This window comes from Rossellomorea oryzaecorticis, from assembly GCF_038405515.1.
Lineage (GTDB): Bacteria > Bacillota > Bacilli > Bacillales > Bacillaceae_B > Rossellomorea > Rossellomorea oryzaecorticis_A.
This window is the reverse complement of record NZ_JBBYAF010000004.1, coordinates 62,163-86,512: the sequence shown is the minus strand read 5'-3', so window position 1 is coordinate 86,512 and position 24,350 is coordinate 62,163. Positions and strand designations below refer to the sequence as shown.

Below are 24,350 nucleotides of genomic sequence, written 5' to 3'. Positions count from 1 at the left end.
CCCTCTGTCATGGGAATTGTTTGCATAAAAATGTGGATTATGGTATATTTTTATTGGAAATACTAAAGATAGCTCTAAAGCAGAAGAGTGGGGTCGCACCCCACTCTTTCGTTATTACATGGAGATTTTTAACGATTATTTCTAGTCTTGGTGCAAGATTTTCATATAGACCAGGAGGTAAGTATGAGCAAAATTATTACACTAGTAGAAGAACTTGTCACACCGATTTTAGAAGATATGTCATTAGAACTTATTGACATGGAGTACGTGAAGGAAGGGTCAAATTGGTTCCTCCGCGTTTTCATCGACAAAGATTCAGGTGTGGACATAGAAGAATGCGGAATAGTCAGCGAGCGTTTAAGTGAGAAACTGGATGAACTCGATCCGATTCCTCACAATTATTTCTTGGAAGTCTCTTCACCAGGTGCTGAACGCCCTTTGAAAAATGAAAAGGACTTTCAGAAATCAATCGGAAAGAATGTATACGTGAAGACGTATGAACCGATTAATGGTGAAAAGGCTTTTGAAGGTACTTTGCTTTCCTATTCTTCAGAACAATTAGCGTTGGAAGTAACCATCAAAACAAGAAAAAAGAAGGTTGAAATTCCTACTGAAAAGATTGCAATCGCAAGGTTAGCTGTTACATTTTAATAGGGATACAACCGTATTATAAAGGGGGATGACACCACCATGAGCACTCAGTTATTAGATGCTCTAACTGTTTTAGAGAAAGAAAAGGGCATCGCGAGAGATGTTATTATTGAAGCAATTGAAGCAGCTTTGGTCTCGGCTTATAAGAGAAACTTTAATCAAGCACAGAATGTCCGTGTAGACCTTAACCTTGAAACAGGGACTATGCGGGTTTTCGCCCGTAAGGAAGTTGTTGATGAGGTCTTTGACTCCCGTCTTGAAATTTCAGTCGAGGATGCAGGCGAAATCAATCCAAGCTATGAAGTCGGCGATGTTGTAGAATTAGAGGTTACACCTAAAGACTTCGGGCGCATTGCTGCTCAAACAGCAAAACAGGTTGTTACACAACGTGTAAGAGAAGCGGAACGCGGAATCATTTATTCGGAATTTGTCGATCGTGAAGAAGATATAATGACAGGTATTGTACAGCGCCAGGACAACCGCTTCATTTATGTTGCTTTGGGCAAGATTGAAGCGCTCCTTCCAGTGAGTGAACAAATGCCTAATGAAACGTATAAACCGCATGATCGAATCAAAGTATTCATCACAAAGGTCGAGAAAACGACAAAAGGTCCTCAAATCTTTGTTTCCCGTACTCATCCAGGTTTATTAAAACGCTTATTTGAAATTGAAGTCCCTGAAATTTTTGATGGGACGGTAGAAATCAAATCGGTAGCTCGTGAAGCTGGCGACCGTTCAAAGATTTCGGTTCATGCTGAAAACTCCGAGATTGATCCGGTGGGGGCATGTGTAGGAACGAAAGGAGCACGTGTACAAGCGATCGTCAATGAATTAAAAGGCGAGAAAATCGATATCGTACAATGGTCCGAAGATCCGGTTACATTTGTCGCAAATGCGTTAAGCCCATCAAAAGTGTTAGATGTTCAAGTAAATGAAGAAGATAAAGCAACCAGAGTGGTTGTACCTGATTATCAGCTTTCGCTTGCGATAGGTAAACGCGGTCAGAATGCACGACTCGCAGCTAAATTGACAAACTGGAAGATTGATATCAAGAGTGAAACCGATGCACGTGAACTTGGTCTATATCCTCGTGAAGAAGCATTCCTTCCTCAAGACGAAGAAGAAGAGTATGATAATGAACCTTTAAATATTGATTTCGATGATCAAGATTAAGAGGTGACAAGCATGGGTGGCAGCAAAAAGATTCCATTGCGCAAGTGTGTAGCAACTGGAGAAATGAAACCAAAGAAAGAAATGATACGGATTGTCCGTTCAAAAGAAGGAGAAGTGTCGATTGATCCCACAGGCAAGAAGTCAGGACGCGGTGCTTATCTTTCGAAGGATAAAGATGTCATTTTACAAGCGAAAAAGAAAAATACTTTAGCCAATCAATTACAAGCAAAGATAGACGATTCTCTTTATGATGAATTGATCAGTCTTGTAGAGAAGGAGTAACGTTTAGCGTATGAAACAAGATCGTTGGATGTCACTTTTAGGGTTGGCAAATCGAGCACGAAAGATTATTTCTGGTGAAGAATTGGTCATTAAGGAAGTTCGAAGCGGAAGGGCAAAGCTGGTGCTGCTTTCAAAGGATGCTTCCACAAATACGCACAAGAAGGTTACAGACAAATGCAAGACATTTAATGTACCGGTCCGTTTTGTGGAAGACAGGTATGCGCTTGGCCATGCGATTGGAAAAGAAGCGAGAGTGGTTGTAGCCTTATCCGATACAGGATTTGCCGATAAATTATCTGAAATGCTCGATTGAATCTCAATGGGGGTGAACATATGAGCAAGATGCGTGTTTATGAATATGCAAAAAAATATAATGTTTCAAGCAAAGATGTTATTTCGAAGTTAAAGCAATTGAATATTGAGGTATCAAACCATATGGCAACAATAGAAGACGACACAGTGAAGAAGTTAGACTCAATGTTTTCAAGTAATTCTAACTCTAAAGAGCAAGGTAATAATTCAGCTCAAGGTAATACCAATCAAAAAACTAACACTGCCAAGGACGGGAATTCCCCTAATAAGGCTAAGGTGAAAACAGCACCGAAGAACCGCGAGGGGAAAAAACACGACCAGCAGTCCCAATCAAAGGAGAAAAAAGTTTTCAATAATAACAATAACAACAACAATAAAAATAACAGAAACAACAAACCAAACAAAAACTTTAAGCAGGCACCCCAGCAGCAACAGCCTGCCAAGAAAAAGGAGCTTCCATCAAAGATTACTTTCTCTGAGTCTTTGACGGTAGCTGAACTTGCCAAAAAACTTCATAAAGAGCCTTCTGAAATCATTAAGAAGTTATTTATGCTGGGTGTCATGGCAACAATCAACCAGGAACTTGATAAAGATTCAATTGAACTGATTGCCGGTGAATACGGTGTAGAGGTAGAAGAAGAGATCAAGGTTGATGCGACAGATCTTAGCGTGTACTTCACTGAAGATGCTGAAGGTCAATTAAAAGAACGACCTTCTGTTGTAACGATCATGGGTCACGTCGACCATGGTAAAACAACGCTTCTTGATTCTATCAGAAACACGAAAGTAACTGCAGGTGAAGCAGGCGGTATCACACAGCATATCGGTGCTTATCAAGTAGAAGTGGATGGAAAGAAAATTACGTTCCTTGATACTCCTGGACATGCGGCCTTCACTACTATGCGTGCACGCGGTGCTCAAGTAACGGATATTGCAATCATAGTGGTCGCTGCAGATGATGGTGTCATGCCTCAGACAGTAGAAGCGATCAACCACGCAAAGGCTGCTGAAGTGCCAATCATCATTGCTGTAAATAAAATGGACAAGGAAGCGGCTAATCCAGACCGAGTAATGCAGGAACTGACAGAATATGAACTTGTTCCTGAAGCTTGGGGCGGAGACACAATCTTTGTTCCACTATCTGCTTTATCAGGGGAAGGTATTGATAACCTTCTTGAGATGATTGTACTTGTAAGTGAAGTAGAAGAGCTGAAAGCAAACCCAGATCGACTTGCACTTGGTACAGTCATCGAGGCTCAGCTGGATAAGGGACGTGGCTCTGTAGCTACTTTATTAGTGCAAAATGGTACATTAAAAGTCGGTGATCCGATTGTAGTTGGAAATACGTTCGGACGTGTTCGTGCAATGGTCAATGATCTTGGACGCCGTGTGAAAGAAGTGGGTCCATCTGCTCCTGTAGAAATTACAGGACTGAATGATGTACCTCAAGCCGGTGATCGTTTTGTCGTGTTTGAAGACGAGAAAACGGCACGTTCCGTGGGTGAATCAAGAGCATCTGAAGCACTTCAAGCACAACGCGGTGAAAAATCCAAAGTAAGTCTTGAAACTTTATTTGAACAAATGAAACAAGGCGAAATGAAGGATTTAAACCTTGTCCTTAAAGCGGATGTTCAAGGCTCTGTAGAAGCCTTGGCTGCTTCACTGTTAAAGATTGAAGTTGAAGGGGTAAAAATTAACATCATCCACACTGGAGTCGGTGCAATCAATGAGTCTGACATCACACTGGCATCTGCTTCAAATGCGATTGTGATTGGATTCAATGTACGTCCAGATGTAAATGCGAAACGTGCTGCCGACGCTGAAGGCGTTGAAATCCGCTTGCATCGCATTATTTATAAAGTGATGGAAGAGATTGAAGCTGCGATGAAGGGAATGCTCGATCCGGAATTTGAAGAGAAAATTATCGGTCAGGCAGAAGTTCGCCAAACATTTAAAGTGTCTAAAGTTGGAACGATTGCGGGAAGCTATGTAACAGAAGGTAAAATTTCTCGTGATTCAGGCGTACGTCTGATCCGCGACGGCGTAGTGATCTTTGAAGGTGAGCTTGATGCTCTAAAACGTTTCAAGGATGATGCTAAAGAAGTTGCGAAAGGCTATGAATGTGGTATTACGATTAAGAACTTCAATGATGTTAAGGAAGGCGATGTAATCGAAGCCTATATCATGGAGGAAATCACTCGTAAATGATCACTTACGTTGAATGTGAGTGCATGATTCATGATTCTCACTCTTTAAAAGAGAAAAGAGCTGTTTTACAAAGGGTCCTTAGCCGGTTAAAGCAGAAATATAATGTAGCTGTTTCTGAAATCGATCATCAGGATGTATGGCAGAGGACAAGAATTGCCATTGTCACCGTCGCTTCTTCCAAGGCATCGAGCGAAAGAGAAATAGAAAATGCATTAAAATTTATTGATTCTTTCCCTGAATGGGAAAGGACCGAAACAATCAGGGAATTGATTTAAAATAGGATCACACTCACGATTCAATGCACACATTAATGACAGAAATATGGGGTGATATTGATGAGCCATCGAGCGAATCGAGTTGGCGAGCAAATGAAGAAAGAGCTCAGCGATATTATCGGACGAAAAATTAAAGACCCGCGTATTGGATTTGTAACAGTTACGGATGTACAGGTTTCCGGGGATCTTCAACAAGCGAAAGTATACATTACTGTTCTTGGTGGAGAAGACCAAAGAGAAAATACATTAAAGGGTCTGGCGAAAGCGAAAGGATTTATCCGTTCTGAAGTAGGCCAACGGGTCCGCCTTCGTAAAACACCGGAAATAATCTTTGAGTTTGATGAATCGATTGAATACGGCAATCATATTGAAACTTTACTTCGTAAAGTTCAAGATGAGCCGGAAGAAGATTCACAGGATAAAGACGAGTAAGATGAAAGGACTGATCCAAGCGGGAATTATTTTCGTAAGGATCAGTCTTTTGTTTTGATTTTTTGTTTAACGGATGGAGGTTCGGAAATGAACGGAATATTACCTTTGTGGAAACCAAGGGGCATGACTTCACATGATTGTGTATTTAAATTAAGGAAATTGCTGCGGACGAAGAAAGTTGGGCATACAGGTACTCTCGACCCAGAAGTTTCAGGTGTTCTTCCTATATGTATCGGCAGGGCAACGAAAATAGCTGAATATATTACTTCTGCAGGAAAAACGTACGAAGGAGAAGTAACACTCGGCTCAAGCACTACAACAGAGGATGCCTGGGGAGAAGTGGTTGAAACAAAGCCAGTTGAGAAACCGATTGACAGAGCCAGAGTACAGCAGGTTTTACACAATTTGACTGGTGAAATCACACAGACGCCACCGATGTACTCTGCGGTCAAAGTGAATGGTAAAAGACTCTATGAATATGCCCGCAAAGGGATTGAAGTTGAGAGGCCATCGAGAAAGGTCCATATTCATGAGCTGGAGCTTTTGAATGAATGGGCTGAATTGGACGGGAAGTATCCTCAGTTTAGCTTTAAGGTGTCATGCAGTAAAGGTACTTATGTAAGAACGCTTGCTGTAGAAATCGGAGAGCAGCTAGGCTATCCCGCCCATATGTCAGCCCTTACTCGAACAAAATCTGCAAGTTTTACACAAGCTGATTGTTTTACTTTTGAGCAAGTGGACGAATACGTACAAAGTGAAAGAGCAGCAGACCTTCTATGGCCTTTGGAATCGGGACTTTCTCATTTGCCGAAAATGGCAATTAGTGATACATTAGCAGAGAAAGTGAAGAATGGTGCGCGCTTACAAGAACCTGAGGACTGGCCGGAAGATTCAGAAGTGGTAATGGAGCATAACGGCCGCGCCATCGCTATTTATCAGAGTCATCCGGATAAACCTGAGGTCATTAAGCCTGTAAAAGTACTATTCAACGACTAGTGAAAAAGGTGAAATACTGTGAAATTAATAACTGTACATCATCCTCATTCGTTCAATAAAGATGAATTTCCTCCAATGGTCTTGGCGCTTGGTTATTTTGACGGCGTGCATAAAGGGCACCAGCGGGTGATCAGAACGGCTGTGGAAACAGCCAAGGAACAAAATGTACATAGTGCTGTGATGACGTTCGACCCCCATCCTTCAGTTGTCCTGGGTCATAAGCACAAACACATAAGCCACATTACCCCGCTTGAAGATAAAAAGGATATCATGAGGGACTTAGGTGTGGATTATTTATTTGTAGTGCGATTCACTTCAGAGTTCGCCAGTCTTTTACCGCAGGAATTTGTCGATCAATACATCATCGATTTAAACGTCGTGCATGTAGTCGCGGGATTTGATTACTCTTATGGCAGAATGGGCAAGGGGACGATGGAAACACTCCCTTTCCACTCAAGGGAGAGATTTACTTTCACAACCATACCAAAGCTTACGGAAGAAGAAGACAAAGTCAGTTCTACCTTAGTCCGTGAAAGTCTGAAAGAAGGAAACGTAGCAAGGGTTGCGAGGCTCCTGGGGAGACCCTACAGTATGAAAGGTACCGTTATTCATGGTGATAAACGCGGCAGGAAAATCGGTTTCCCGACTGCGAATATAGAAATGGCCCATACTTATCTGACCCCAAAGAACGGGGTGTATGCCGTACGTATGAGAATTCACGAACAATGGTATAATGGGGTGTGTAATGTCGGTTTCAAACCCACATTTAAAAATCCTGATGAATATTCTTTATCGATCGAAGTGCATTTGTTTGATTTCGATTCCTCCATATATGGGGAAGAGGTAAATATCGAATGGTATAAAAGAATAAGGGATGAACAGAAATTTTCAGGAATCGAAGAGCTGATCTCCCAAATTCATAAGGATAAAGATACCGCCGTTGGTTTCTTTTCGGGAATTTGAGGTTATCACTTGATTTTTGTAGAAAAAAGTAGTATTCTAAATATCGTATGAAATGAACCTTTTCTTGGCATCACGATTCACCAACGTATGCTGGGTAACAGGGGATTTGAAAGAAATTAATAGGAGGTGAAAAGGATGGCTATCACTAAAGAACGTAAAAACGAACTTATCAGTGAATACAAAGTACATGAGAACGATACTGGATCTCCAGAAGTTCAAATTGCTGTCCTAACAGAAGAAATTAACAATCTGAACGATCACTTACGCGTTCATAAGAAAGATCACCACTCTCGTCGCGGTCTTCTTAAAATGGTAGGTCACCGTCGTAATCTTTTATCTTACCTGCGTAAGAAAGATGTACAACGCTACCGTGAGTTAATTAACAAATTAGGTTTACGTCGATAATCAGAAACAAGGAAGCGGGAATATTTCCCGCTTTTTCTTTAGTTTTTATAAGTGGAAATCTTTGTATGAACCCCCATGATTTTTTGAGGTTTTTCACCTGAAGAACTCATTGTGGTGGTATTCTTACGGCATGTTTTTGTCTACAATACATAATAAGGAACGCTGGACTACTTACTAATATATAATGGGGCACTTTAGCTGCCCGGTTTAACGGAGACTTTATTATCCATACTTATTTGAATATAACGGCACTTAAGTGCATGATATAGATTACTGAATTTATTTATAACGGGTAAGGTAAAACCGACACCCTTTAAGTGATGTATAAAGAGAGGGGTACACTTTATGGAACAAACTAAACAAACCTTTTCCATTGATTGGGCTGGAAGAGAATTAACGGTGGAAGTCGGCCAATTGGCTAAACAAGCCAATGGCGCAGTATTGGTGCGCTACGGAGATACAGCAGTATTAAGCAGTGCAACCGCGTCTAAAGAACCAAAACCGTTGGATTTCTTTCCTTTAACAGTCAACTATGAAGAAAGATTATATGCGGTTGGTAAAATCCCTGGAGGATTCATCAAGCGTGAAGGTCGTCCGAGTGAAAAAGCAATCCTGGCCAGTCGATTAATCGACCGCCCGATCCGTCCATTATTTGCAGACGGCTTCCGTAATGAAGTTCAGGTCATCAGTATGGTGATGAGTGTAGATCAGAACTGTTCGTCAGAAATGGCTGCTATGTTTGGTTCTTCACTGGCTCTATCGGTATCTGATATTCCATTCGAAGGTCCGATTGCCGGTGTGATCGTCGGACTGATTGACGGTGAGTTCATCATTAATCCGTCAATTGAGCAGCTTGAAAAAAGTGAAATCCATCTGTCAGTGGCAGGAACGAAAGATGCTATTAATATGGTTGAAGCAGGTGCAGATGAAGTACCTGAAGAAACAATGCTTGAAGCAATCATGTTCGGTCATGAAGAAATTAAACGGTTAGTTGCATTCCAAGAAGAAATCGTAGCAAAAGTAGGTAAAGAAAAATCAGAAATAAAACTCTTCGAACTTGATCAGGAATTAGAAACTGAAGTGCGTTCACTTTGTGAACAAGAATTAATCCCTGCGATTCAAGTTCAGGAGAAGCACGCCCGTGAAGAAGCGATTTCAGCAGTTAAAAATAACGTGATCGCAGCTTTTGAAGAAAAAGAAGCAGATGAAGATACTTTAAAACAAGTGAAAAAAATCCTGGACAAGTTTGTTAAAAATGAAGTTCGCCGTCTGATCACGGAAGAAAAAGTCCGCCCTGATGGACGTAAAGTGGATGAAATCCGTCCCCTATCGTCTGAAGTCGGCATTCTGCCAAGAACACACGGATCCGGACTATTCACACGTGGACAAACTCAGGCACTGAGCATATGTACGTTAGGCGCTTTAGGAGACGTTCAAATCCTGGATGGCTTAGGAATCGAAGAATCCAAGCGTTTCATGCATCACTATAATTTCCCTCAATTCAGTGTAGGGGAAACAGGACCGATCAGGGGACCAGGACGTCGTGAAATCGGGCATGGTGCGTTGGGAGAGCGTGCTCTTGAGCCGATCATCCCAAATGAAAAGGATTTCCCTTATACAATCAGACTGGTTTCAGAAGTTCTTGAATCCAATGGTTCGACTTCACAAGCCAGCATTTGTGCGAGTACTATGGCGATGATGGATGCAGGTGTTCCTATAAAGGCTCCTGTGGCAGGTATTGCGATGGGGCTAGTGAAATCCGGTGAACATTACTCTATTCTTACTGATATTCAAGGTATGGAAGACTTCTTAGGGGATATGGACTTTAAAGTAGCCGGTACTTCTAAAGGTGTTACTGCGCTTCAAATGGATATCAAGATTGATGGTTTATCAAGAGAGATTCTTGAAGAAGCGCTTCAGCAGGCGAAAATCGGCAGAATGCAAATCCTGGACAGTATGCTTGCAACGTTGAGTGAATCAAGATCTTCCCTTTCTCAGTATGCTCCAAAGATTCTTACCATGCATATCAATCCTGACAAAATCCGTGATGTTATTGGACCAAGCGGTAAGCAAATCAATAAGATCATTGATGAAACAGGAGTTAAGATTGATATCGAACAAGATGGAACCATATTCATCTCTTCAACTGATGAAGAAATGAATAAGGTAGCTAAGAAAACAATTGAAGATATCGTTAGAGAAGTGGAAGCTGGTCAAATGTATCTTGGTAAAGTGAAGCGAATCGAAAAATTCGGTGCATTCGTAGAAATTTTTGCAGGAAAAGACGGACTGGTTCATATTTCCGAGATAGCAGAAGAGCGCATCAGAAAAGTCGAGGATGTTGTTGCGATCGGCGATGAAATCTTAGTCAAAGTTCTTGATGTAGATAATCAAGGAAGAGTGAATCTATCCAGAAAAGCCGTGCTTAAAGAACAGCGCGAAAAAGAAGAACAAAATCAAGCATAACGCTGAAGATTCACAGGCTGGCCTGTATGGAGCTCATTCTCCTCGCAGGCAGCCTTTTTTTGAGTTTAAACCGCGTTCTACCTTGTCCATTAAACACATATGTTTTATATGGAAGGAAGGTGAGCACTGGTGGTTAAAAAATACTTGATAGGAATTTGTGTAATTGCTATTCTGACACTATTAGCTGTGGAAAATCCTTTAACAGATCAATATATTCTGAGCTTAAAACAGGAGTCAGCAGTCGTCAGTGGCGGTATTAAATCAGTAGCAGTCAGTGGTAGTATTAGTAATGAAGAACTGACACTAAAAGTAAAGGAAGCAGCTAAAAACAATTCTTTTCCTGCCCAAAATGCAATGATTGATCCTGTGTGGAAGGCAACTCCAGGGTATAACGGAATAAAAATAGATATTGATAAATCGTTGCAAAATATGAAGAAGAACCGCGTTTTTTCTGAAGATAAGCTTGTTTATAAACAAATCCCTCCTGAAAAGCATTTGTCGGATTTACCTCCTTCCCCTATATACAGGGGGAATCCCGATAAGCCCATGGTATCCTTTATAATAAATGTAGCGTGGGGTAATGAACACATTCCCGATATGCTTGCTACTTTGAAAAAGCATCATGTTTATGCTACCTTTTTTCTAGAGGGCAGGTGGGTAAAGAATAATCCGGAGTTAGCGAAGATGATTGTGGATGCAGGTCATGAGATAGGAAATCATTCCTATTCGCATCCAAATATGGAAACACTCGAAACGTCCAAAGTAATCGATGAGTTGAATAAAACGAATGAAATCATTGAAGTGACTACTGGAGAAAAAGTAAAATGGTTTGCACCGCCAAGCGGCAGTTACAGGGATGAAGTAGTGAAGATTGCTCACAATCTGGATATGAGCACCATTATGTGGAGTGTTGATACAATTGATTGGCAAAAGCCTCAGCCAGATGTACTCATTAATCGTGTAATGTCCAAGCTTCATAAAGGTGCGATCATCCTTATGCATCCTACCGCTTCAACCGCAAACTCGTTAAATAGTTTAATTGTTCAAATAAAAGACAAAGAACTGAGATTAGGTACCATTTCGAGTTTATTTAAAGAAGAAAGAATCCTTGAAGAGGTTGATAATTAATCTAAATGGGGAAAAGTTAATACAAACTTATAATTTGCTGCACCATGAATAGGAGGAAGACTTTTTGATAAAGAAACATACTTGCCAAAATGGACTAAGAATCGTATTAGAAGAAATTCCTACTGTCCGATCAGTAGCAATCGGTGTTTGGATAGCTGCCGGTTCCCGAAATGAAGAACAGGATAACAATGGGATCTCACATTTTCTTGAGCACATGTTCTTTAAAGGGACAAAAACCAAATCTGCCAGGGAAATCGCAGAGTCCTTTGATAGTATCGGGGGCCAGGTGAACGCTTTTACCTCTAAAGAATATACTTGCTACTATGCCAAAGTACTTGATAATCATGCAGAATATGCTCTGCATACGTTGTCTGATATGTTTTTCAATTCCGCATTTGATGAAGAAGAAATGGACAAAGAAAAGAATGTGGTTTACGAAGAGATAAAGATGTATGAAGATACCCCCGATGACATCGTACATGATCTGCTAAGTAAGGCTATTTATGAAGAGCACTCGCTTGGTTATCCTATTCTGGGTACTGAAGACACTTTACGTACGTTTAATAAAGAAAAATTAAAGCAATACATGCATGACATGTATACTCCCGATCAAGTCGTTGTTTCGGTGGCGGGAAATGTGGACGAAACTTTCATCAAGGAAGTTGAAAAACTATTCGGCTCTTACCATGGAGGAAAAGGACCTGAAGAGAGGAATCAGCCTTCATTCCGATACAATAAACTTGCCCGTAAGAAAGATACAGAACAAGCTCATCTATGTCTCGGCTTCGACGGGCTTCAAATTGGCCACAGTGATATTTATAACCTGATTGTATTAAATAATATCGTCGGTGGCAGCATGTCATCCCGTTTATTCCAGGAAGTCAGAGAGCAAAGAGGGTTGGCATACTCTGTATTTTCTTATCACTCCGCTTATCAAGACAGCGGGATGGTGACCATTTATGGAGGAACTGGTGCGAACCAATTGGATCAATTATTTGATACGGTTCACCATACTCTTGAGGACTTAAAAGCAGAAGGCATCACTTCCAAGGAGTTGACCAACAGTAAAGAGCAACTGAAAGGAAACCTGATGTTAAGCTTGGAAAGTACGAGCAGCCGCATGAGCAGGAACGGGAAGAATGAATTGTTATTAAAACGACATCGGACACTGGATGAGATTGTAGAGGAAATTGATGGGGTGACCATGGATAAGGTGAATCAACTTGCGAAGGACATTTTCACAGATGACTACGCTGTCTCGTTGATCAGCCCTGATGGTAATTTGCCCAATAACATTAAACAATGATTTCATTGACTAAAAGCAGGCGAAAGCCTGCTTTTTATTGTATTTGGGAAAAGAAAATCCTTCTAAATGTTCTGGACAATGTATACATTGTACTACAGAGCATAATGGGAGGACTGATTTCAGTGAGATTAAGTGAGTTAAGCGGAAAAGAAATAGTGGATTATCGGAAAGCTGAAAGTCTAGGCGTTTTGGGACACACCGATTTAGAGTTTAATGACAAATCAGGCCAGATTCATGCCCTGGTGATACCAACAGGTAAATGGATGAGGAAACAAGCTGGAGAAATCAGGGTACCATGGAATCAAATCAGGACAATTGGTACGGATATGATCATATTGGAAGTTTCAAATGATTGATTGAATATAGAATTACCTTCGGAACGGGGATAATCCCCGTTCTTTTTTTATGCCACCCGCCTCTGAGCAAAGCCCCTCCGCTTTTCTTTTCACCCATTATGTACCGATAACATACACTGTTGAAGTGAAAAGGGATTTAGAATAGCGATTATGTAAAAAGAAGGTGAAAGCAGTGATGTTGACCGGAATGCAGATCGCAGTTCTAGGCGGAGATGCTCGTCAACTGGAGATCATACGCAAGCTTACTGAGCTGGATGCGAAGATTTCTCTGGTTGGTTTTGAACAGCTGGATCATGCCTTTACAGGGGCTTCGAAGGAAAAGTTAGGTGAAATAGACTTCTCCATTATGGACGCCATCATCTTACCTGTACCCGGCACGAATCTACAAGGAGAAATCGATACGATCTTTTCAAATGAAAAAATATGTCTGACTGAAGATATCGTATCGCAAACGCCGCAGCACTGTACGATCTATTCAGGAATAAGCAATAAATACTTGGATAATGTAGTCAATTCAACTAACCGGAAACTGGTTCAGTTATTTGAGAGAGATGATGTCGCCATCTATAATTCAATTCCAACGGTTGAAGGAACAATTATGATGGCTATTCAACATACGGATTTTACAATACATGGCTCTTCTATTGTCGTTTTAGGCTTGGGGCGAGTAGGCATGAGTGTAGCCAGGACATTCAGTAATTTAGGAGCGAAGGTGAAGGTAGGAGCACGGAAAAGCGAGCATCTTGCCAGAATCACGGAAATGGGTCTGGAAGCGTTCCATCTTGACCATTTACCTAAAGAGGTGGAAAGCTGTGATATTTGCATTAATACAATTCCTACTTCCATTATAAAAGCCAATGTGATTGCTAAGATGCCCCCTCATACGCTGATCATTGATTTGGCGTCAAAACCCGGAGGAACTGACTTCCGTTATGCGGAAAAAAGAGGGATAAAAGCGTTATTGGCACCAGGGCTTCCTGGCATTGTAGCACCAAAAACAGCCGGTCAAATATTAGCCAATGTATTGGCACAGCTTCTTGAGGGAGATCTTGATTCTGGAAAGGAGAGCTTATCATGAGTATTAAAGGAAAACGAATAGGTTTTGGATTAACAGGCTCACATTGTACCTACGATGCGGTATTCCCCGAAATAGAAAGACTGGTGAATAACGGTGCGGAGGTCATGCCCATTGTAACTTCTACGGTAATGAATACAGAAACAAGGTTCGGTAAAGGGGAAGACTGGATCAAGCGAATTGAGAATGTAACAGGTCATAAGGTGATTGATTCAATAGTGAAAGCAGAACCTTTAGGGCCTAAAATACCGTTGGATTGCATGGTGATTGCACCTTTAACAGGAAACTCGATGAGTAAATTTGCAAATGCCATGACCGACTCCCCGGTGCTGATGGCTGCAAAAGCGACCCTTCGTAATCATCGGCCAGTCGTATTGGGGATTTCTACAAATGATGCATTAGGTTTAAATGGCATCAATCTAATGAGATTGATTTCGACGAAAGATATTTACTTTATCCCATTCGGGCAGGATGCTCCTGAAAGTAAACCAAAGTCAATGGTTGCAAGGATGACTCTTATACAAGAAACAATCGAAGCAGCTATAGAAGGAAAACAACTGCAGCCGGTCATTATAGAAAAGTACTTGGATTAAATGATTAGAAGGCTATCATCTGCTGGTTGGATGGCCTTCTTTTCATGCAGATAAATAAATTCATTTTAAAAAACCACTATTGTCAAATAATTGTTTATGTTAAAATAACCTTTATTATAGTAAAAGACTAAATTGTTTGAAACTACTATGAAAAAACATAAATGGTTGGAAGGAGAGAAGAGTTTTGAATACAAGTGGTTTTCATGTAGCGGTTGTCGGGGCTACAGGTGCTGTAGGACAACAGATGCTTCATACATTAGATAAAAGGGATTTTCCAATAAAGAAACTGACGTTATTGTCATCAGCACGTTCAGCCGGTTCGACCGTTACTTATAGAGGAAAAGAATATACAGTTGAAGAAGCTAAACCTGAAAGCTTTAATGGTGTGGACATTGCGTTATTTAGTGCTGGTGGAAGTGTATCAAAACTTCTTGCTCCCGAAGCTGTTAAGCGAGGTGCGATCGTGGTGGATAATACGAGTGCTTATCGTATGGATCCCAATGTACCACTTGTCGTACCGGAAGTGAATGAAGAGGATATAAAACTTCATAATGGAATCATCGCCAACCCAAACTGCTCCACAATTCAGATGGTAGCTGCGCTTGAACCAGTCAGAAAAGAATATGGTTTATCGAAAGTGATCGTATCCACTTATCAGGCAGTTTCCGGCGCGGGTGCTGCTGCAATTGACGAAATGCATGAACAATCACAGGCAATATTAAATGAAGAACCCATCGAGCCTGCAGTATTGCCCGTGAAGGGGGATAAAAAGCACTATCAGATTGCTTTTAATGCCATTCCTCAAATTGACATGTTCCAAGACAATGGATTTACTTTCGAAGAAATGAAAATGATTAATGAAACGAAGAAGATCATGCACATGCCTTCTCTCAAGGTCTCCGCTACATGTGTGAGATTGCCAGTTGTAACAGGTCACTCTGAAAGTGTATATATTGAAATAGAAAAGGAATCAGTCTCAGTAAAAGAGCTTCAGTCCGTACTGAAAGATGCACCAGGCGTAACGCTTGAGGATATCCCTGAAGAACAAGTGTACCCTATGCCCGCGTACGCAGTAGGAAAGCCTGATGTATTTGTCGGGAGGGTGCGTAAGGATTTAGATGAAGATAATGGATTCCATATGTGGATTGTCTCTGACAACTTGTTGAAAGGTGCAGCGTGGAATTCCGTACAGATTGCTGAAAGTTTAGTTAAACTGGGATTAGTGAAGTAAATAAGAGGATTATACTACTATTCGTTTCCTATGATCTACTAACTCGTTCCCTTCATACCTCTTGAACAATGACAATGAGGTGTAGTCATGAAAGTGATCGTTCAAAAATTTGGTGGAACATCTGTACGTGATGAAGAAAGTCGTATAAAGGCTCTTGCTCATATTAAAGAAGCGATCGGTAAGGGGTATAAGGTGGTAGTAGTGGTCTCCGCAATGGGAAGAAAAGGAGAACCCTATGCCACCGACTCTTTATTATCCTTGATTGGGGGAACAAACGCCCTGGTCAGTAAAAGAGAACAGGATTTACTGTTATCGTGCGGGGAAATCATTTCAAGTCTGGTTTTCTCGAACATGCTGCTTGAAAATGATATCCATTCTACAGCATTAACTGGTGCGCAGGCAGGTTTTATCACGAACCACGATTTTAATAATGCTAAAATCATTGAGATGCGATGCGGCCGTCTTTACAAAGAGCTTCAATCTCATGATGCAGTCGTCGTTGCAGGCTTTCAAGGAGCGACGAAAGAAGGGGATATCACAACAATTGGAAGAGGGGGAAGTGATACGTCTGCTTCTGCACTTGGAGCCGCACTGAAAGCCGAGTTTATTGATATTTTTACAGATGTCGAAGGGGTAATGACTGCGGACCCGCGAATCTCAGCTAAAGCAAGGCCGATTTCCGTTGTCTCATATAATGAAGTATGCAATATGGCCTATCAGGGAGCGAAGGTGATCCACCCAAGAGCCGTCGAGATCGCGATGAATTCAAATATTCCGATCAGAATTCGATCCACCTATTCAACGGGTGAAGGCACACTTGTGACGACAGCAGAGAATACGAAGGCGCATAAAGAATTCAGAAATCACCCTGTCACAGGAATTGCGCATGTAAGTCAACTGACTCAAATAAAAGTATTCGCAAAAAAGGATCAGTATAATCTTCAGGCTGAAGTGTTTAAAGCGATGGCAAATGAAGGGATCAGTGTCGATTTCATTAACATATCACCCCGCGGAGTCATTTATACCATTGCTTCAACTCTTGCAGAAAAAGCGATAACGGTTTTAAAGAAGAAAGGTCACGAGCCAGTAATCGAAGAAAACTGTGCAAAAATTTCAGTTGTCGGGGGCGGAATGACCGGAGTGCCTGGAGTCACATCTGCGATTGTCTCTTCTCTGTCTGATAATGGTATCCGCATTCTTCAATCTGCAGACAGCCATACGACCATTTGGGTCCTTGTGAAAGAAAGTGAATTAATTCGTGCAGTGAATGCTCTTCATGATACATTTCAATTAGATAAGGCACACTGCACATTCAAAGCAGGATAGATCTATAAAAGGGGAGTGTAAATCTTGAATTTTGGCCGTGTTTCTACCGCTATGGTCACACCTTTTGATCATAAAGGTAACATAGACTTCACTAAAACAACTCAACTGATCAATTACTTGATTGATAACGGAACGGATTCCCTTGTGGTTGCAGGAACCACCGGGGAGTCACCTACATTGACAAAAGAAGAGAAGGTTGCTTTATTTCGTCACGTGGTGAAAGCCGTGAACGGCAGAATCCCTGTGGTTGCAGGAACAGGAAGCAATAATACTCATGCATCCATCGAATTGACTAAGAAAGCTGAAGAAGTGGGTGTCGATGCTATCATGCTTGTGGCGCCGTATTATAATAAGCCTAGTCAGGAAGGGTTGTTCCAGCACTTTAAGACTATTGCTCAGTCAACCTCTTTACCAGTCATGCTTTATAATATCCCTGGTCGATCTTCAGTGAACATAGCACCAGATACGATCATAAGATTATCGGAAGTCGAAAATATCGTAGCAGTCAAAGAGGCTGGCGGCGACTTGGATGGAATGACGGAAATCATCTCTAAGACCTCCGATGAGTTTGCTCTGTACAGCGGAGATGACGGTCTTACACTGCCGGTCCTTTCCATTGGCGGGAATGGAATTGTTTCTGTCGCATCTCATATCATCGGGAACGAGATGCAGGAAATGGTCAAAGAATTTGTCGAAGGCAATGCAGCTGCTGCAGCCAAGACTCATCAAAAACTATTACCGGTAATGAAAGGGTTGTTTACGAGCCCGAGTCCGACGCCTGTAAAAACGGCACTGCAATTAAGAGGCCTGGATGTAGGATCTGTGCGTCTTCCATTAATCCCCCTTTCTGAAGCTGAAAGAACAAAACTCAGCCAGTTGATCAATACCATATAAGAGTCAAAAATGTGCAGAGATTTCTGCACATTTTTTTATATAAGCTTTGAAATGATTAAGGGCCGTTAATTCATACTGAAAAAATAAATCATGAAAATAGAGGATTTACTAAACGGATATCGAAATAGTTACGTAGAAAAATGATGCATACTTCGACCTTATCCAGTAGAACATCTAAGAACCTAATCGTTCCTTTTCAGGGTAAAATTGGTTGTACTTAAAAAAAGTTATCAAGTATAATGAATCTGACTGATTATAGATCGGGGAAGCACAGCATAGGAGGACACAAATTGTGAGTAAGACAAAAAACGAGGTAATCCGTATAATCCCTTTAGGCGGGGTAGGAGAAATCGGCAAGAATATGTACGTTGTGGAAGTCGACCACGAAATCTTCATCATTGATGCAGGTCTGATGTTCCCGGAGAACGAAATGCTCGGAATAGACATCGTCATACCAGATATTCAATATCTGATCGAACACAAGGATCGGGTGAAAGGGATATTCTTGACTCATGGTCATGAAGACAGCATAGGGGCTATTTCATATGTGTTAAACAGAATCAAAGCCCCTGTATACGGAACAAAATTGACCAATGCCTTAGTGAAAGCACGTTTAAAAGACGAGCAGGTTCATGAGGATGTTAAATTTTTCAATGTTCATTCAGACAGCTTGTTGAATTTTGATGGAGTTCAAGTTTCTTTTTTCAGGACCACTCATAGTATTCCTGATTCGGTAGGTGTGTGCATCCATACTTCGGAAGGGGTAATTGTACATACCGGAGAATTTAAATTTGATCAGTCTGCCAAACATCTTTACAGACCTGATTTAGGTAAAATGGCGGCAATCGGGGATAAAGGCGTACTCTGTCTATTATCTGACAGCACTGAGGCAGAGAGGCCGGGGTACACTACCTCCGAGGCTGTCATTGCCAATCAACTTACCGATACATTCCGGACCGCTAAAGGAAGAATTATTGTCGCATGCTTTGCATCCAATTTGATCCGTTTGCAGCAGGTCTTTGATGCAGCTGAGCAAAATAATCGTAAAGTGGCGGTTGTCGGCAAAAGCTTGAAAAGAGTATATGATATAGCATTGAAGCTCGGATATTTGCATATCCGGGATGAGATCATGATTCCGCTTGATGAAATTGAAAATCATCCAAACGATGAAATAGTCATAGTTGCAACAGGAACACAAGGAGAACCTTTTGAAGCACTGCAGCGCATGGCAAAGAAATCACATCGGCTCGTTAACATCGAATCCGGGGATACAGTTCTTATTACAGCTACTCCGTCGCCTGGTATGGAAGTAATCATCGGACGGACAGTTGATATGTTATTCAGGGCTGGTGCAGAGGTACTGACTGCGAGTAAAAAAGTACATGTATCCGGACACGGCAGTCAAGAGGACTTAAAGTTCATGCTGAATGTAATGAAACCCAAACATTTCATACCGATCCAGGGAGAATATAAAATGCTGGTCGCACATTCTCAGCTGGCTCATGATATCGGACTCCCTTATAAGAAGATCTTCATCATGGATAAGGGGGATGTTCTTGAATATAAAGATGGAAAGATGAAAATGAGCGGCAGGGTTCAGGCAGGGAATGTCCTTATAGATGGAAGCGGAGTAGGCGATGTAGGAAATATCGTGCTGCGAGACCGCAAGCTTCTGTCTGAAGATGGTGTATTCACAGTAGTGGTGACCATTAACCGCAGATCTAAATCCATTGTCGCGGGTCCTGAGATTATCTCGCGCGGATTTGTTTACGTAAGGGAATCGGAGGAGTTAATTGAAGGAGCATCGGGCATTGTCACTGATGTCGTTCAAACTTATCTGCAAAAAGGGTCCTTTGAATGGTCTGCCATCAAGCAGGACATCCGTGATCAGCTGAATTACTACTTATTCAACAAAACAAGAAGAAGACCGATGATTTTACCGATCATCATGGAAGTATAACTCCTGGTAATCAAAAGTATTTTTGAAAAGAAGGCTGGGACAAACGTATTCTAGTCTAAGTGAAACCCGAACTGATTTGCATTCAATGAGGCAAATTTGTTCGGGTTTTTAGTTTGTTTAAATTTACAATGAAATTTTATTACTTTCCAGCATTTGATTGGAGTGCAAGACGAAGACTCCTGCGGGAAGAGTAGCTTGTGTGAGACTTGTCCAGCTCCAGGTCTTAGAGGGGCACATGCCATAAGTCAAACCGTCCAAGAAGGCAAAGAACGCCTTCTTGGCCGATTCGCCTTATGCCACCAGCCTCTGAATAAAGCCCTTCCGCTTTTCTTCCCGCAGGCTTGCCGAGGAGGCTCACGGGCTACCCGCGGAAAGCGAAGTCTTGCACGGAAATCAATAGCGGTGATTAGAGGCAATTTCTTTGCCTGATTTCCAATAGAGTATTGTTTTGTGAACGATTTTCCCGATGGCATTAGAATAACGATAGGTAGTATGAAAAAAGTCTCTTTTTTAAATAATAACAAGAGAAGAGGAATGAAAAGGAGATGTCTTTATGAATGAGAATAAGTTAAACATGAATCAAGAACAGCAGCCCAGTCAGCCGAATAAAGGTGAAGAGGATGGGAAAGACAAACCATCGGGGTTAATGGAAAAGATACAGCAATTGGGACAGACCAATGTTCCTCAGCTTTCTCAGGATTCAAATATCCATTGCTTGACAATTGTCGGACAGATTGAAGGTCATATGCAGCTGCCTCCGCAAAACAAAACAACTAAATATGAACATGTGATTCCTCAATTAGTTGCCATAGAGCAAAATCCGAAAATAGAAGGCTTGGTAATCATTCTTAATACGGTTGGCGGTGATGTGGAAGCGGGCCTCGCTATTTCCGAAATGCTCGCCTCTTTATCAAAACCTACTGTTTCCGTAGTATTGGGCGGGGGGCATAGTATCGGGGTGCCGATTGCCGTTTCCTGTGATTACTCACTCATCGCCAGCACTGCGACCATGACTATACACCCGGTGCGTTTAACGGGCCTGGTCATAGGCGTGCCACAGACATTTGAGTATCTTGATAAAATGCAGGACCGCGTCGTAAGTTTTGTCACAAAGCACAGTAACATTTCAGAAGAAGCGTTTAAGGACTTAATGTTTGCCAAAGGTAATCTAACACGTGATATTGGTACAAACGTAGTCGGGGATGATGCTGTTGAATATGGTTTAATTGATGGAATTGGCGGTATCGGGGCAGCCATCCGCAAAATTAATGAATTGATTGAAATCAAAAAGCAAAGTGATGGAAAAGAAGGTTTGATACAATGATTTTATATACAACCGTCCCGCAAGAACAGATTTACCCTGTGGATGCAGCAGAATTCAGCGGCCAGATGATGATGGAACATCAAGGTGTGCCGCTTCTCGTACAGAAAGTGGATGACAAATATCGAATCCTGCGTGTAATGAGTAGTGATCCCGCACATTATTTGAACAGCACGATATGCCCAGGAGAATTTATCACGAATTAAGAGAGAAAGAGGATTTTCTGAAAATATTGGATATGCTATAATAAATGTGGAAGAGAAACAATTGCTGTGTAAATCAAAATCCATTTTTAACGGGAAGGGTCTGACACCTTAGGCACATGAAATGCCCCAAGTGATCAGCCCTTTCTTCAATTACATAACAACAAAGAATTTAAAGAATTTAGGTGAAACATATTGGCAAAACGAAAAAAACGAAAGAAACGTTCTTCAACAAGTGCGTCTCTCAAACAAACGATCAAGTATGAGATTACCGGACTTGCCCTAATTGCCTTAAGTTTAATTTCCATCATCGAGCTGGGAGCAGTAGGAAAGGCATTCGTGTATTTCTTTCGGTTTTTTCTTGGTGAATGGTATATGGCTGCCTTATTATGGGTGCTCTATATTGCAGGTTACCTCATGATTAAACGGGAAGTACCTTTATTATTCAGCAGACGATTACTCGGACTTTATATTATTATCGCTAGTTTTTTACTGCTGAGCCACGTGAAATTATTTGATTTGTTATCGAATAATGGAATGTTTGAGAATCCTAGTGTCATCATGAATACATGGGATTTATACTGGATGGATGTGAATGGCGAGACCAGCACATCAGACCTTGGCGGAGGGATGATTGGCAGTATACTATTTGCCGTTTCTTATTTCCTGTTTGATTCACAGGGTGCCAGAATCGTGAGTGCTACGTTCATTTTAATTGGGATCATTCTGGTAACGGGTAAGTCACTTGGCGAGGTACTGGGAAAGATAGGTTCCCGTTTTCGTTTATTCTTGAGCGGACAATGGGCTGCATTCAAGAATGACATGAGTGATTGGAAGGAATCTAAAGGAAAGAAAAAAGCAGAAAAACAACAAAACGTAAAAGAGGCAGGCAAAAAGAAAGAAGCACATGTCCCTCAAGAGATACAGGAAGAAGAAAAGATAGAGCCCATCATTTCTAATTTCGCAGAAAGAGCCTATGGTGGAACACCTCCAGTTAAAGAGGAAGCCGCCGCTCAGAATGGTGAAACGGAAAGGGCAGCTTCTTCCGGAAAAACCAAAGGTGAAGAAGGTGAAGTCGAAGCGGACAGTTCTCCGCCTATCACTTTTACGGAAGTGGAAAATAAAGATTATAAACTTCCCTCACTCGCTTTACTGAAAAGCCCAAAACAGACGGATCAGAGCAACGAGTATCAGTTAATCCATGCAAATGCTGCTAAACTGGAGAGGACATTCCAAAGCTTCGGTGTGAAAGCAAAGGTGACTCAAGTTCATTTAGGCCCTGCTGTTACAAAGTATGAAGTCCATCCGGATGTAGGGGTAAAGGTAAGCAGAATCGTTAACTTGAGTGATGACTTAGCATTGGCACTGGCTGCTAAAGACATAAGAATAGAGGCCCCGATCCCGGGGAAATCAGCAATTGGAATCGAAGTCCCGAATTCAGAAGTGGCCATGGTCTCTTTACGAGAGGTATTAGAGTCTAAGCAGCATAATAAGCCAGACTCGAAACTGCAGATAGGTCTTGGAAGAGACATCACAGGTGAAGCAGTTTTGGCTGAGCTTAATAAGATGCCCCACTTGCTTGTAGCCGGTGCTACAGGAAGTGGTAAGAGTGTATGTATCAATGGAATCATCACAAGTATTTTAATGCGTGCGAAGCCTCATGAAGTGAAATTGATGATGATCGATCCGAAGATGGTGGAATTAAATGTGTACAACGGGGTACCGCATCTATTGGCGCCGGTCGTCACAGATGCGAAAAAAGCTTCACAGGCATTAAAAAAGGTTGTAAGTGAGATGGAACGGCGTTATGAATTGTTTTCCCATACCGGAACAAGAAACATAGAAGGCTACAATGACTATGTGAAAAGACAAAATATGGAGAATGAAGAAAAGCAGCCATTGCTTCCGTACATTGTAGTTATTGTAGATGAGCTGGCGGATTTAATGATGGTAGCCTCGAATGACGTAGAGGATGCAATCACCCGGCTTGCTCAAATGGCACGTGCAGCGGGAATCCACTTGATCATTGCAACCCAGAGACCATCCGTCGATGTCATTACTGGCGTGATTAAAGCGAATATACCTTCCCGTATCGCATTTGCTGTTTCTTCTCAGACGGATTCCAGAACCATATTGGACTCTGGCGGGGCAGAGAAGCTGTTAGGCCGGGGAGATATGTTGTTTATGCCCGTCGGCGCATCTAAGCCGACAAGGGTCCAAGGTGCTTTCTTATCCGATGACGAAGTGGAAGAAGTGGTGGATTTCGTCATTTCACAACAAAAAGCACAATATCAGGAAGAAATGATTCCTGATGATATACCGGAGGAAGCCAGCAGTGGCGAAGCCGAGGACGAATTGTATAACGACGCCGTCCAATTAATTGCAGAAATGCAAACCGCTTCAGTTTCGATGCTTCAGCGAAGATTCAGGATAGGATATACGAGGGCTGCGAGATTAATCGATGAAATGGAAGTAAGAGGAGTGGTTGGTCCTTATGAAGGGAGTAAGCCAAGAACGGTCTTGGTCGGTAAACCTTCAGAAGAACAAAATGCTTAAAACGTCAGACTGTTTTCAAAAGAATTGTGGTTAGTGAAGTAAAGCGCGAATGTTTAAATGATTTGTCCTTTAGAGTGAAGTTTTCCTTGAAAGAGGGAGCTTCACTTTTTTTAGTACTTTTACTGCATAGGAAGAAAAATATCACATTCATTAAATCTTATTAAATACTCAGAAATTATACATGTCATAGTTCTTATGGAACCGTTTTATTTTCTCGTATTCTAGTTTATCCACCAAT

Annotated in this window: 23 protein-coding genes; all 23 read left to right on the top strand. The window is 41.6% G+C overall.

Features of this window, described 5'->3' with window-relative positions:
• Positions 1-183 precede the first annotated feature (183 nt).
• The 23 genes from rimP to AAEO50_RS03150 all read left to right on the top strand — a co-directional run bounded on the left by rimP (position 184) and on the right by AAEO50_RS03150 (position 24,112).
• Positions 184-651, top strand: a complete 468-nt coding sequence (rimP, locus tag AAEO50_RS03260; RefSeq protein WP_341980377.1) for a ribosome maturation factor RimP — start codon at positions 184-186, stop codon at positions 649-651.
• 39 nt (positions 652-690) lie between these two features.
• A complete protein-coding gene (nusA, locus tag AAEO50_RS03255) occupies positions 691-1,824 on the top strand; it encodes a transcription termination factor NusA (RefSeq protein ID WP_341980375.1) in 1,134 nt (377 codons plus the stop codon).
• Positions 1,825-1,836: 12 nt separating this feature from the next.
• Entirely contained in the window at positions 1,837-2,106 is a 270-nt protein-coding gene (gene rnpM / locus AAEO50_RS03250; RefSeq protein WP_341980373.1) for an RNase P modulator RnpM, read from the top strand.
• Between the two features lie 10 nt (positions 2,107-2,116).
• On the top strand, positions 2,117-2,419 hold the full coding sequence (locus AAEO50_RS03245; RefSeq protein WP_341980370.1) for a YlxQ family RNA-binding protein: 303 nt from the start codon (positions 2,117-2,119) through the stop codon (positions 2,417-2,419).
• 20 nt (positions 2,420-2,439) lie between these two features.
• Positions 2,440-4,626, top strand: a complete 2,187-nt coding sequence (gene infB, locus AAEO50_RS03240) for a translation initiation factor IF-2 (RefSeq protein WP_341980368.1) — start codon at positions 2,440-2,442, stop codon at positions 4,624-4,626.
• On the top strand, positions 4,623-4,901 hold the full coding sequence (locus AAEO50_RS03235) for a DUF503 domain-containing protein (protein ID WP_341980366.1): 279 nt from the start codon (positions 4,623-4,625) through the stop codon (positions 4,899-4,901). The genes infB and AAEO50_RS03235 overlap by 4 nt, the downstream gene beginning before the upstream one ends.
• Before the next feature lie 60 nt (positions 4,902-4,961).
• On the top strand, positions 4,962-5,333 hold the full coding sequence (rbfA, locus tag AAEO50_RS03230; RefSeq protein ID WP_341980365.1) for a 30S ribosome-binding factor RbfA: 372 nt from the start codon (positions 4,962-4,964) through the stop codon (positions 5,331-5,333).
• An 87-nt stretch (positions 5,334-5,420) separates the two neighbouring features.
• Positions 5,421-6,329, top strand: coding sequence for a tRNA pseudouridine(55) synthase TruB (truB, locus tag AAEO50_RS03225; protein ID WP_341980363.1), 909 nt, complete (start codon positions 5,421-5,423; stop codon positions 6,327-6,329).
• Between the two features lie 18 nt (positions 6,330-6,347).
• Positions 6,348-7,292, top strand: coding sequence for a bifunctional riboflavin kinase/FAD synthetase (ribF, locus tag AAEO50_RS03220; RefSeq protein ID WP_341980361.1), 945 nt, complete (start codon positions 6,348-6,350; stop codon positions 7,290-7,292).
• Between the two features lie 135 nt (positions 7,293-7,427).
• Positions 7,428-7,697, top strand: coding sequence for a 30S ribosomal protein S15 (gene rpsO, locus AAEO50_RS03215; protein WP_034760125.1), 270 nt, complete (start codon positions 7,428-7,430; stop codon positions 7,695-7,697).
• Positions 7,698-8,042: 345 nt separating this feature from the next.
• Positions 8,043-10,163, top strand: coding sequence for a polyribonucleotide nucleotidyltransferase (gene pnp / locus AAEO50_RS03210; protein WP_341980348.1), 2,121 nt, complete (start codon positions 8,043-8,045; stop codon positions 10,161-10,163).
• A gap of 129 nt (positions 10,164-10,292) precedes the next feature.
• A complete protein-coding gene (locus AAEO50_RS03205; protein WP_425383142.1) occupies positions 10,293-11,291 on the top strand; it encodes a polysaccharide deacetylase family protein in 999 nt (332 codons plus the stop codon).
• Between the two features lie 64 nt (positions 11,292-11,355).
• The gene (locus AAEO50_RS03200; RefSeq protein WP_341980346.1) at positions 11,356-12,597 is read left to right on the top strand and encodes a pitrilysin family protein; all 1,242 of its coding nucleotides are present in this window, start codon (positions 11,356-11,358) and stop codon (positions 12,595-12,597) included.
• Positions 12,598-12,719: 122 nt separating this feature from the next.
• Positions 12,720-12,953 (top strand): YlmC/YmxH family sporulation protein, encoded by a 234-nt coding sequence (locus AAEO50_RS03195; RefSeq protein ID WP_341980344.1) that lies wholly within the window; start codon positions 12,720-12,722, stop codon positions 12,951-12,953.
• Between the two features lie 175 nt (positions 12,954-13,128).
• Positions 13,129-14,031 carry a dipicolinic acid synthetase subunit A gene (gene dpaA / locus AAEO50_RS03190; protein WP_341980524.1) on the top strand — a complete coding sequence of 301 codons (903 nt, stop codon included), beginning with the start codon at positions 13,129-13,131 and terminating at the stop codon, positions 14,029-14,031.
• Positions 14,028-14,621 carry a dipicolinate synthase subunit B gene (locus AAEO50_RS03185; RefSeq protein WP_341980342.1) on the top strand — a complete coding sequence of 198 codons (594 nt, stop codon included), beginning with the start codon at positions 14,028-14,030 and terminating at the stop codon, positions 14,619-14,621. The genes dpaA and AAEO50_RS03185 overlap by 4 nt, the downstream gene beginning before the upstream one ends.
• Before the next feature lie 184 nt (positions 14,622-14,805).
• Entirely contained in the window at positions 14,806-15,852 is a 1,047-nt protein-coding gene (gene asd / locus AAEO50_RS03180) for an aspartate-semialdehyde dehydrogenase (RefSeq protein WP_341980338.1), read from the top strand.
• 87 nt (positions 15,853-15,939) lie between these two features.
• The gene (gene dapG / locus AAEO50_RS03175; protein WP_341980336.1) at positions 15,940-17,178 is read left to right on the top strand and encodes an aspartate kinase; all 1,239 of its coding nucleotides are present in this window, start codon (positions 15,940-15,942) and stop codon (positions 17,176-17,178) included.
• Positions 17,179-17,199: 21 nt separating this feature from the next.
• Positions 17,200-18,072: a 4-hydroxy-tetrahydrodipicolinate synthase gene (dapA, locus tag AAEO50_RS03170; RefSeq protein WP_341980522.1), complete on the top strand. Its 873-nt coding sequence runs from the start codon at positions 17,200-17,202 to the stop codon at positions 18,070-18,072.
• Between the two features lie 292 nt (positions 18,073-18,364).
• Entirely contained in the window at positions 18,365-20,032 is a 1,668-nt protein-coding gene (locus AAEO50_RS03165) for a ribonuclease J (RefSeq protein ID WP_341980335.1), read from the top strand.
• A 574-nt stretch (positions 20,033-20,606) separates the two neighbouring features.
• Positions 20,607-21,356, top strand: coding sequence for a ClpP family protease (locus AAEO50_RS03160; protein WP_425383144.1), 750 nt, complete (start codon positions 20,607-20,609; stop codon positions 21,354-21,356).
• A complete protein-coding gene (locus AAEO50_RS03155) occupies positions 21,353-21,559 on the top strand; it encodes a YlzJ-like family protein (protein ID WP_341980333.1) in 207 nt (68 codons plus the stop codon). The genes AAEO50_RS03160 and AAEO50_RS03155 overlap by 4 nt, the downstream gene beginning before the upstream one ends.
• A gap of 192 nt (positions 21,560-21,751) precedes the next feature.
• Positions 21,752-24,112, top strand: a complete 2,361-nt coding sequence (locus tag AAEO50_RS03150) for a DNA translocase FtsK (protein ID WP_341980332.1) — start codon at positions 21,752-21,754, stop codon at positions 24,110-24,112.
• Positions 24,113-24,350 lie beyond the last annotated feature (238 nt).

Bases quoted from the DNA above. Each gene is read 5' to 3' on its own strand.
- AAEO50_RS03185 (WP_341980342.1), top strand. From the start codon at position 14,028: ATGAGTATTAAAGGAAAACGAATAGGTTTTGGATTAACAGGCTCACAT.
- infB (WP_341980368.1), top strand. From the start codon at position 2,440: ATGAGCAAGATGCGTGTTTATGAATATGCAAAAAAATATAATGTTTCA.
- dpaA (WP_341980524.1), top strand. From the start codon at position 13,129: ATGTTGACCGGAATGCAGATCGCAGTTCTAGGCGGAGATGCTCGTCAA.
- pnp (WP_341980348.1), top strand. From the start codon at position 8,043: ATGGAACAAACTAAACAAACCTTTTCCATTGATTGGGCTGGAAGAGAA.
- rimP (WP_341980377.1), top strand. From the start codon at position 184: ATGAGCAAAATTATTACACTAGTAGAAGAACTTGTCACACCGATTTTA.
- rpsO (WP_034760125.1), top strand. From the start codon at position 7,428: ATGGCTATCACTAAAGAACGTAAAAACGAACTTATCAGTGAATACAAA.
- AAEO50_RS03160 (WP_425383144.1), top strand. From the start codon at position 20,607: ATGAATCAAGAACAGCAGCCCAGTCAGCCGAATAAAGGTGAAGAGGAT.
- nusA (WP_341980375.1), top strand. From the start codon at position 691: ATGAGCACTCAGTTATTAGATGCTCTAACTGTTTTAGAGAAAGAAAAG.
- truB (WP_341980363.1), top strand. From the start codon at position 5,421: ATGAACGGAATATTACCTTTGTGGAAACCAAGGGGCATGACTTCACAT.
- AAEO50_RS03235 (WP_341980366.1), top strand. From the start codon at position 4,623: ATGATCACTTACGTTGAATGTGAGTGCATGATTCATGATTCTCACTCT.
- AAEO50_RS03245 (WP_341980370.1), top strand. From the start codon at position 2,117: ATGAAACAAGATCGTTGGATGTCACTTTTAGGGTTGGCAAATCGAGCA.
- dapG (WP_341980336.1), top strand. From the start codon at position 15,940: ATGAAAGTGATCGTTCAAAAATTTGGTGGAACATCTGTACGTGATGAA.
- rnpM (WP_341980373.1), top strand. From the start codon at position 1,837: ATGGGTGGCAGCAAAAAGATTCCATTGCGCAAGTGTGTAGCAACTGGA.
- AAEO50_RS03155 (WP_341980333.1), top strand. From the start codon at position 21,353: ATGATTTTATATACAACCGTCCCGCAAGAACAGATTTACCCTGTGGAT.
- rbfA (WP_341980365.1), top strand. From the start codon at position 4,962: ATGAGCCATCGAGCGAATCGAGTTGGCGAGCAAATGAAGAAAGAGCTC.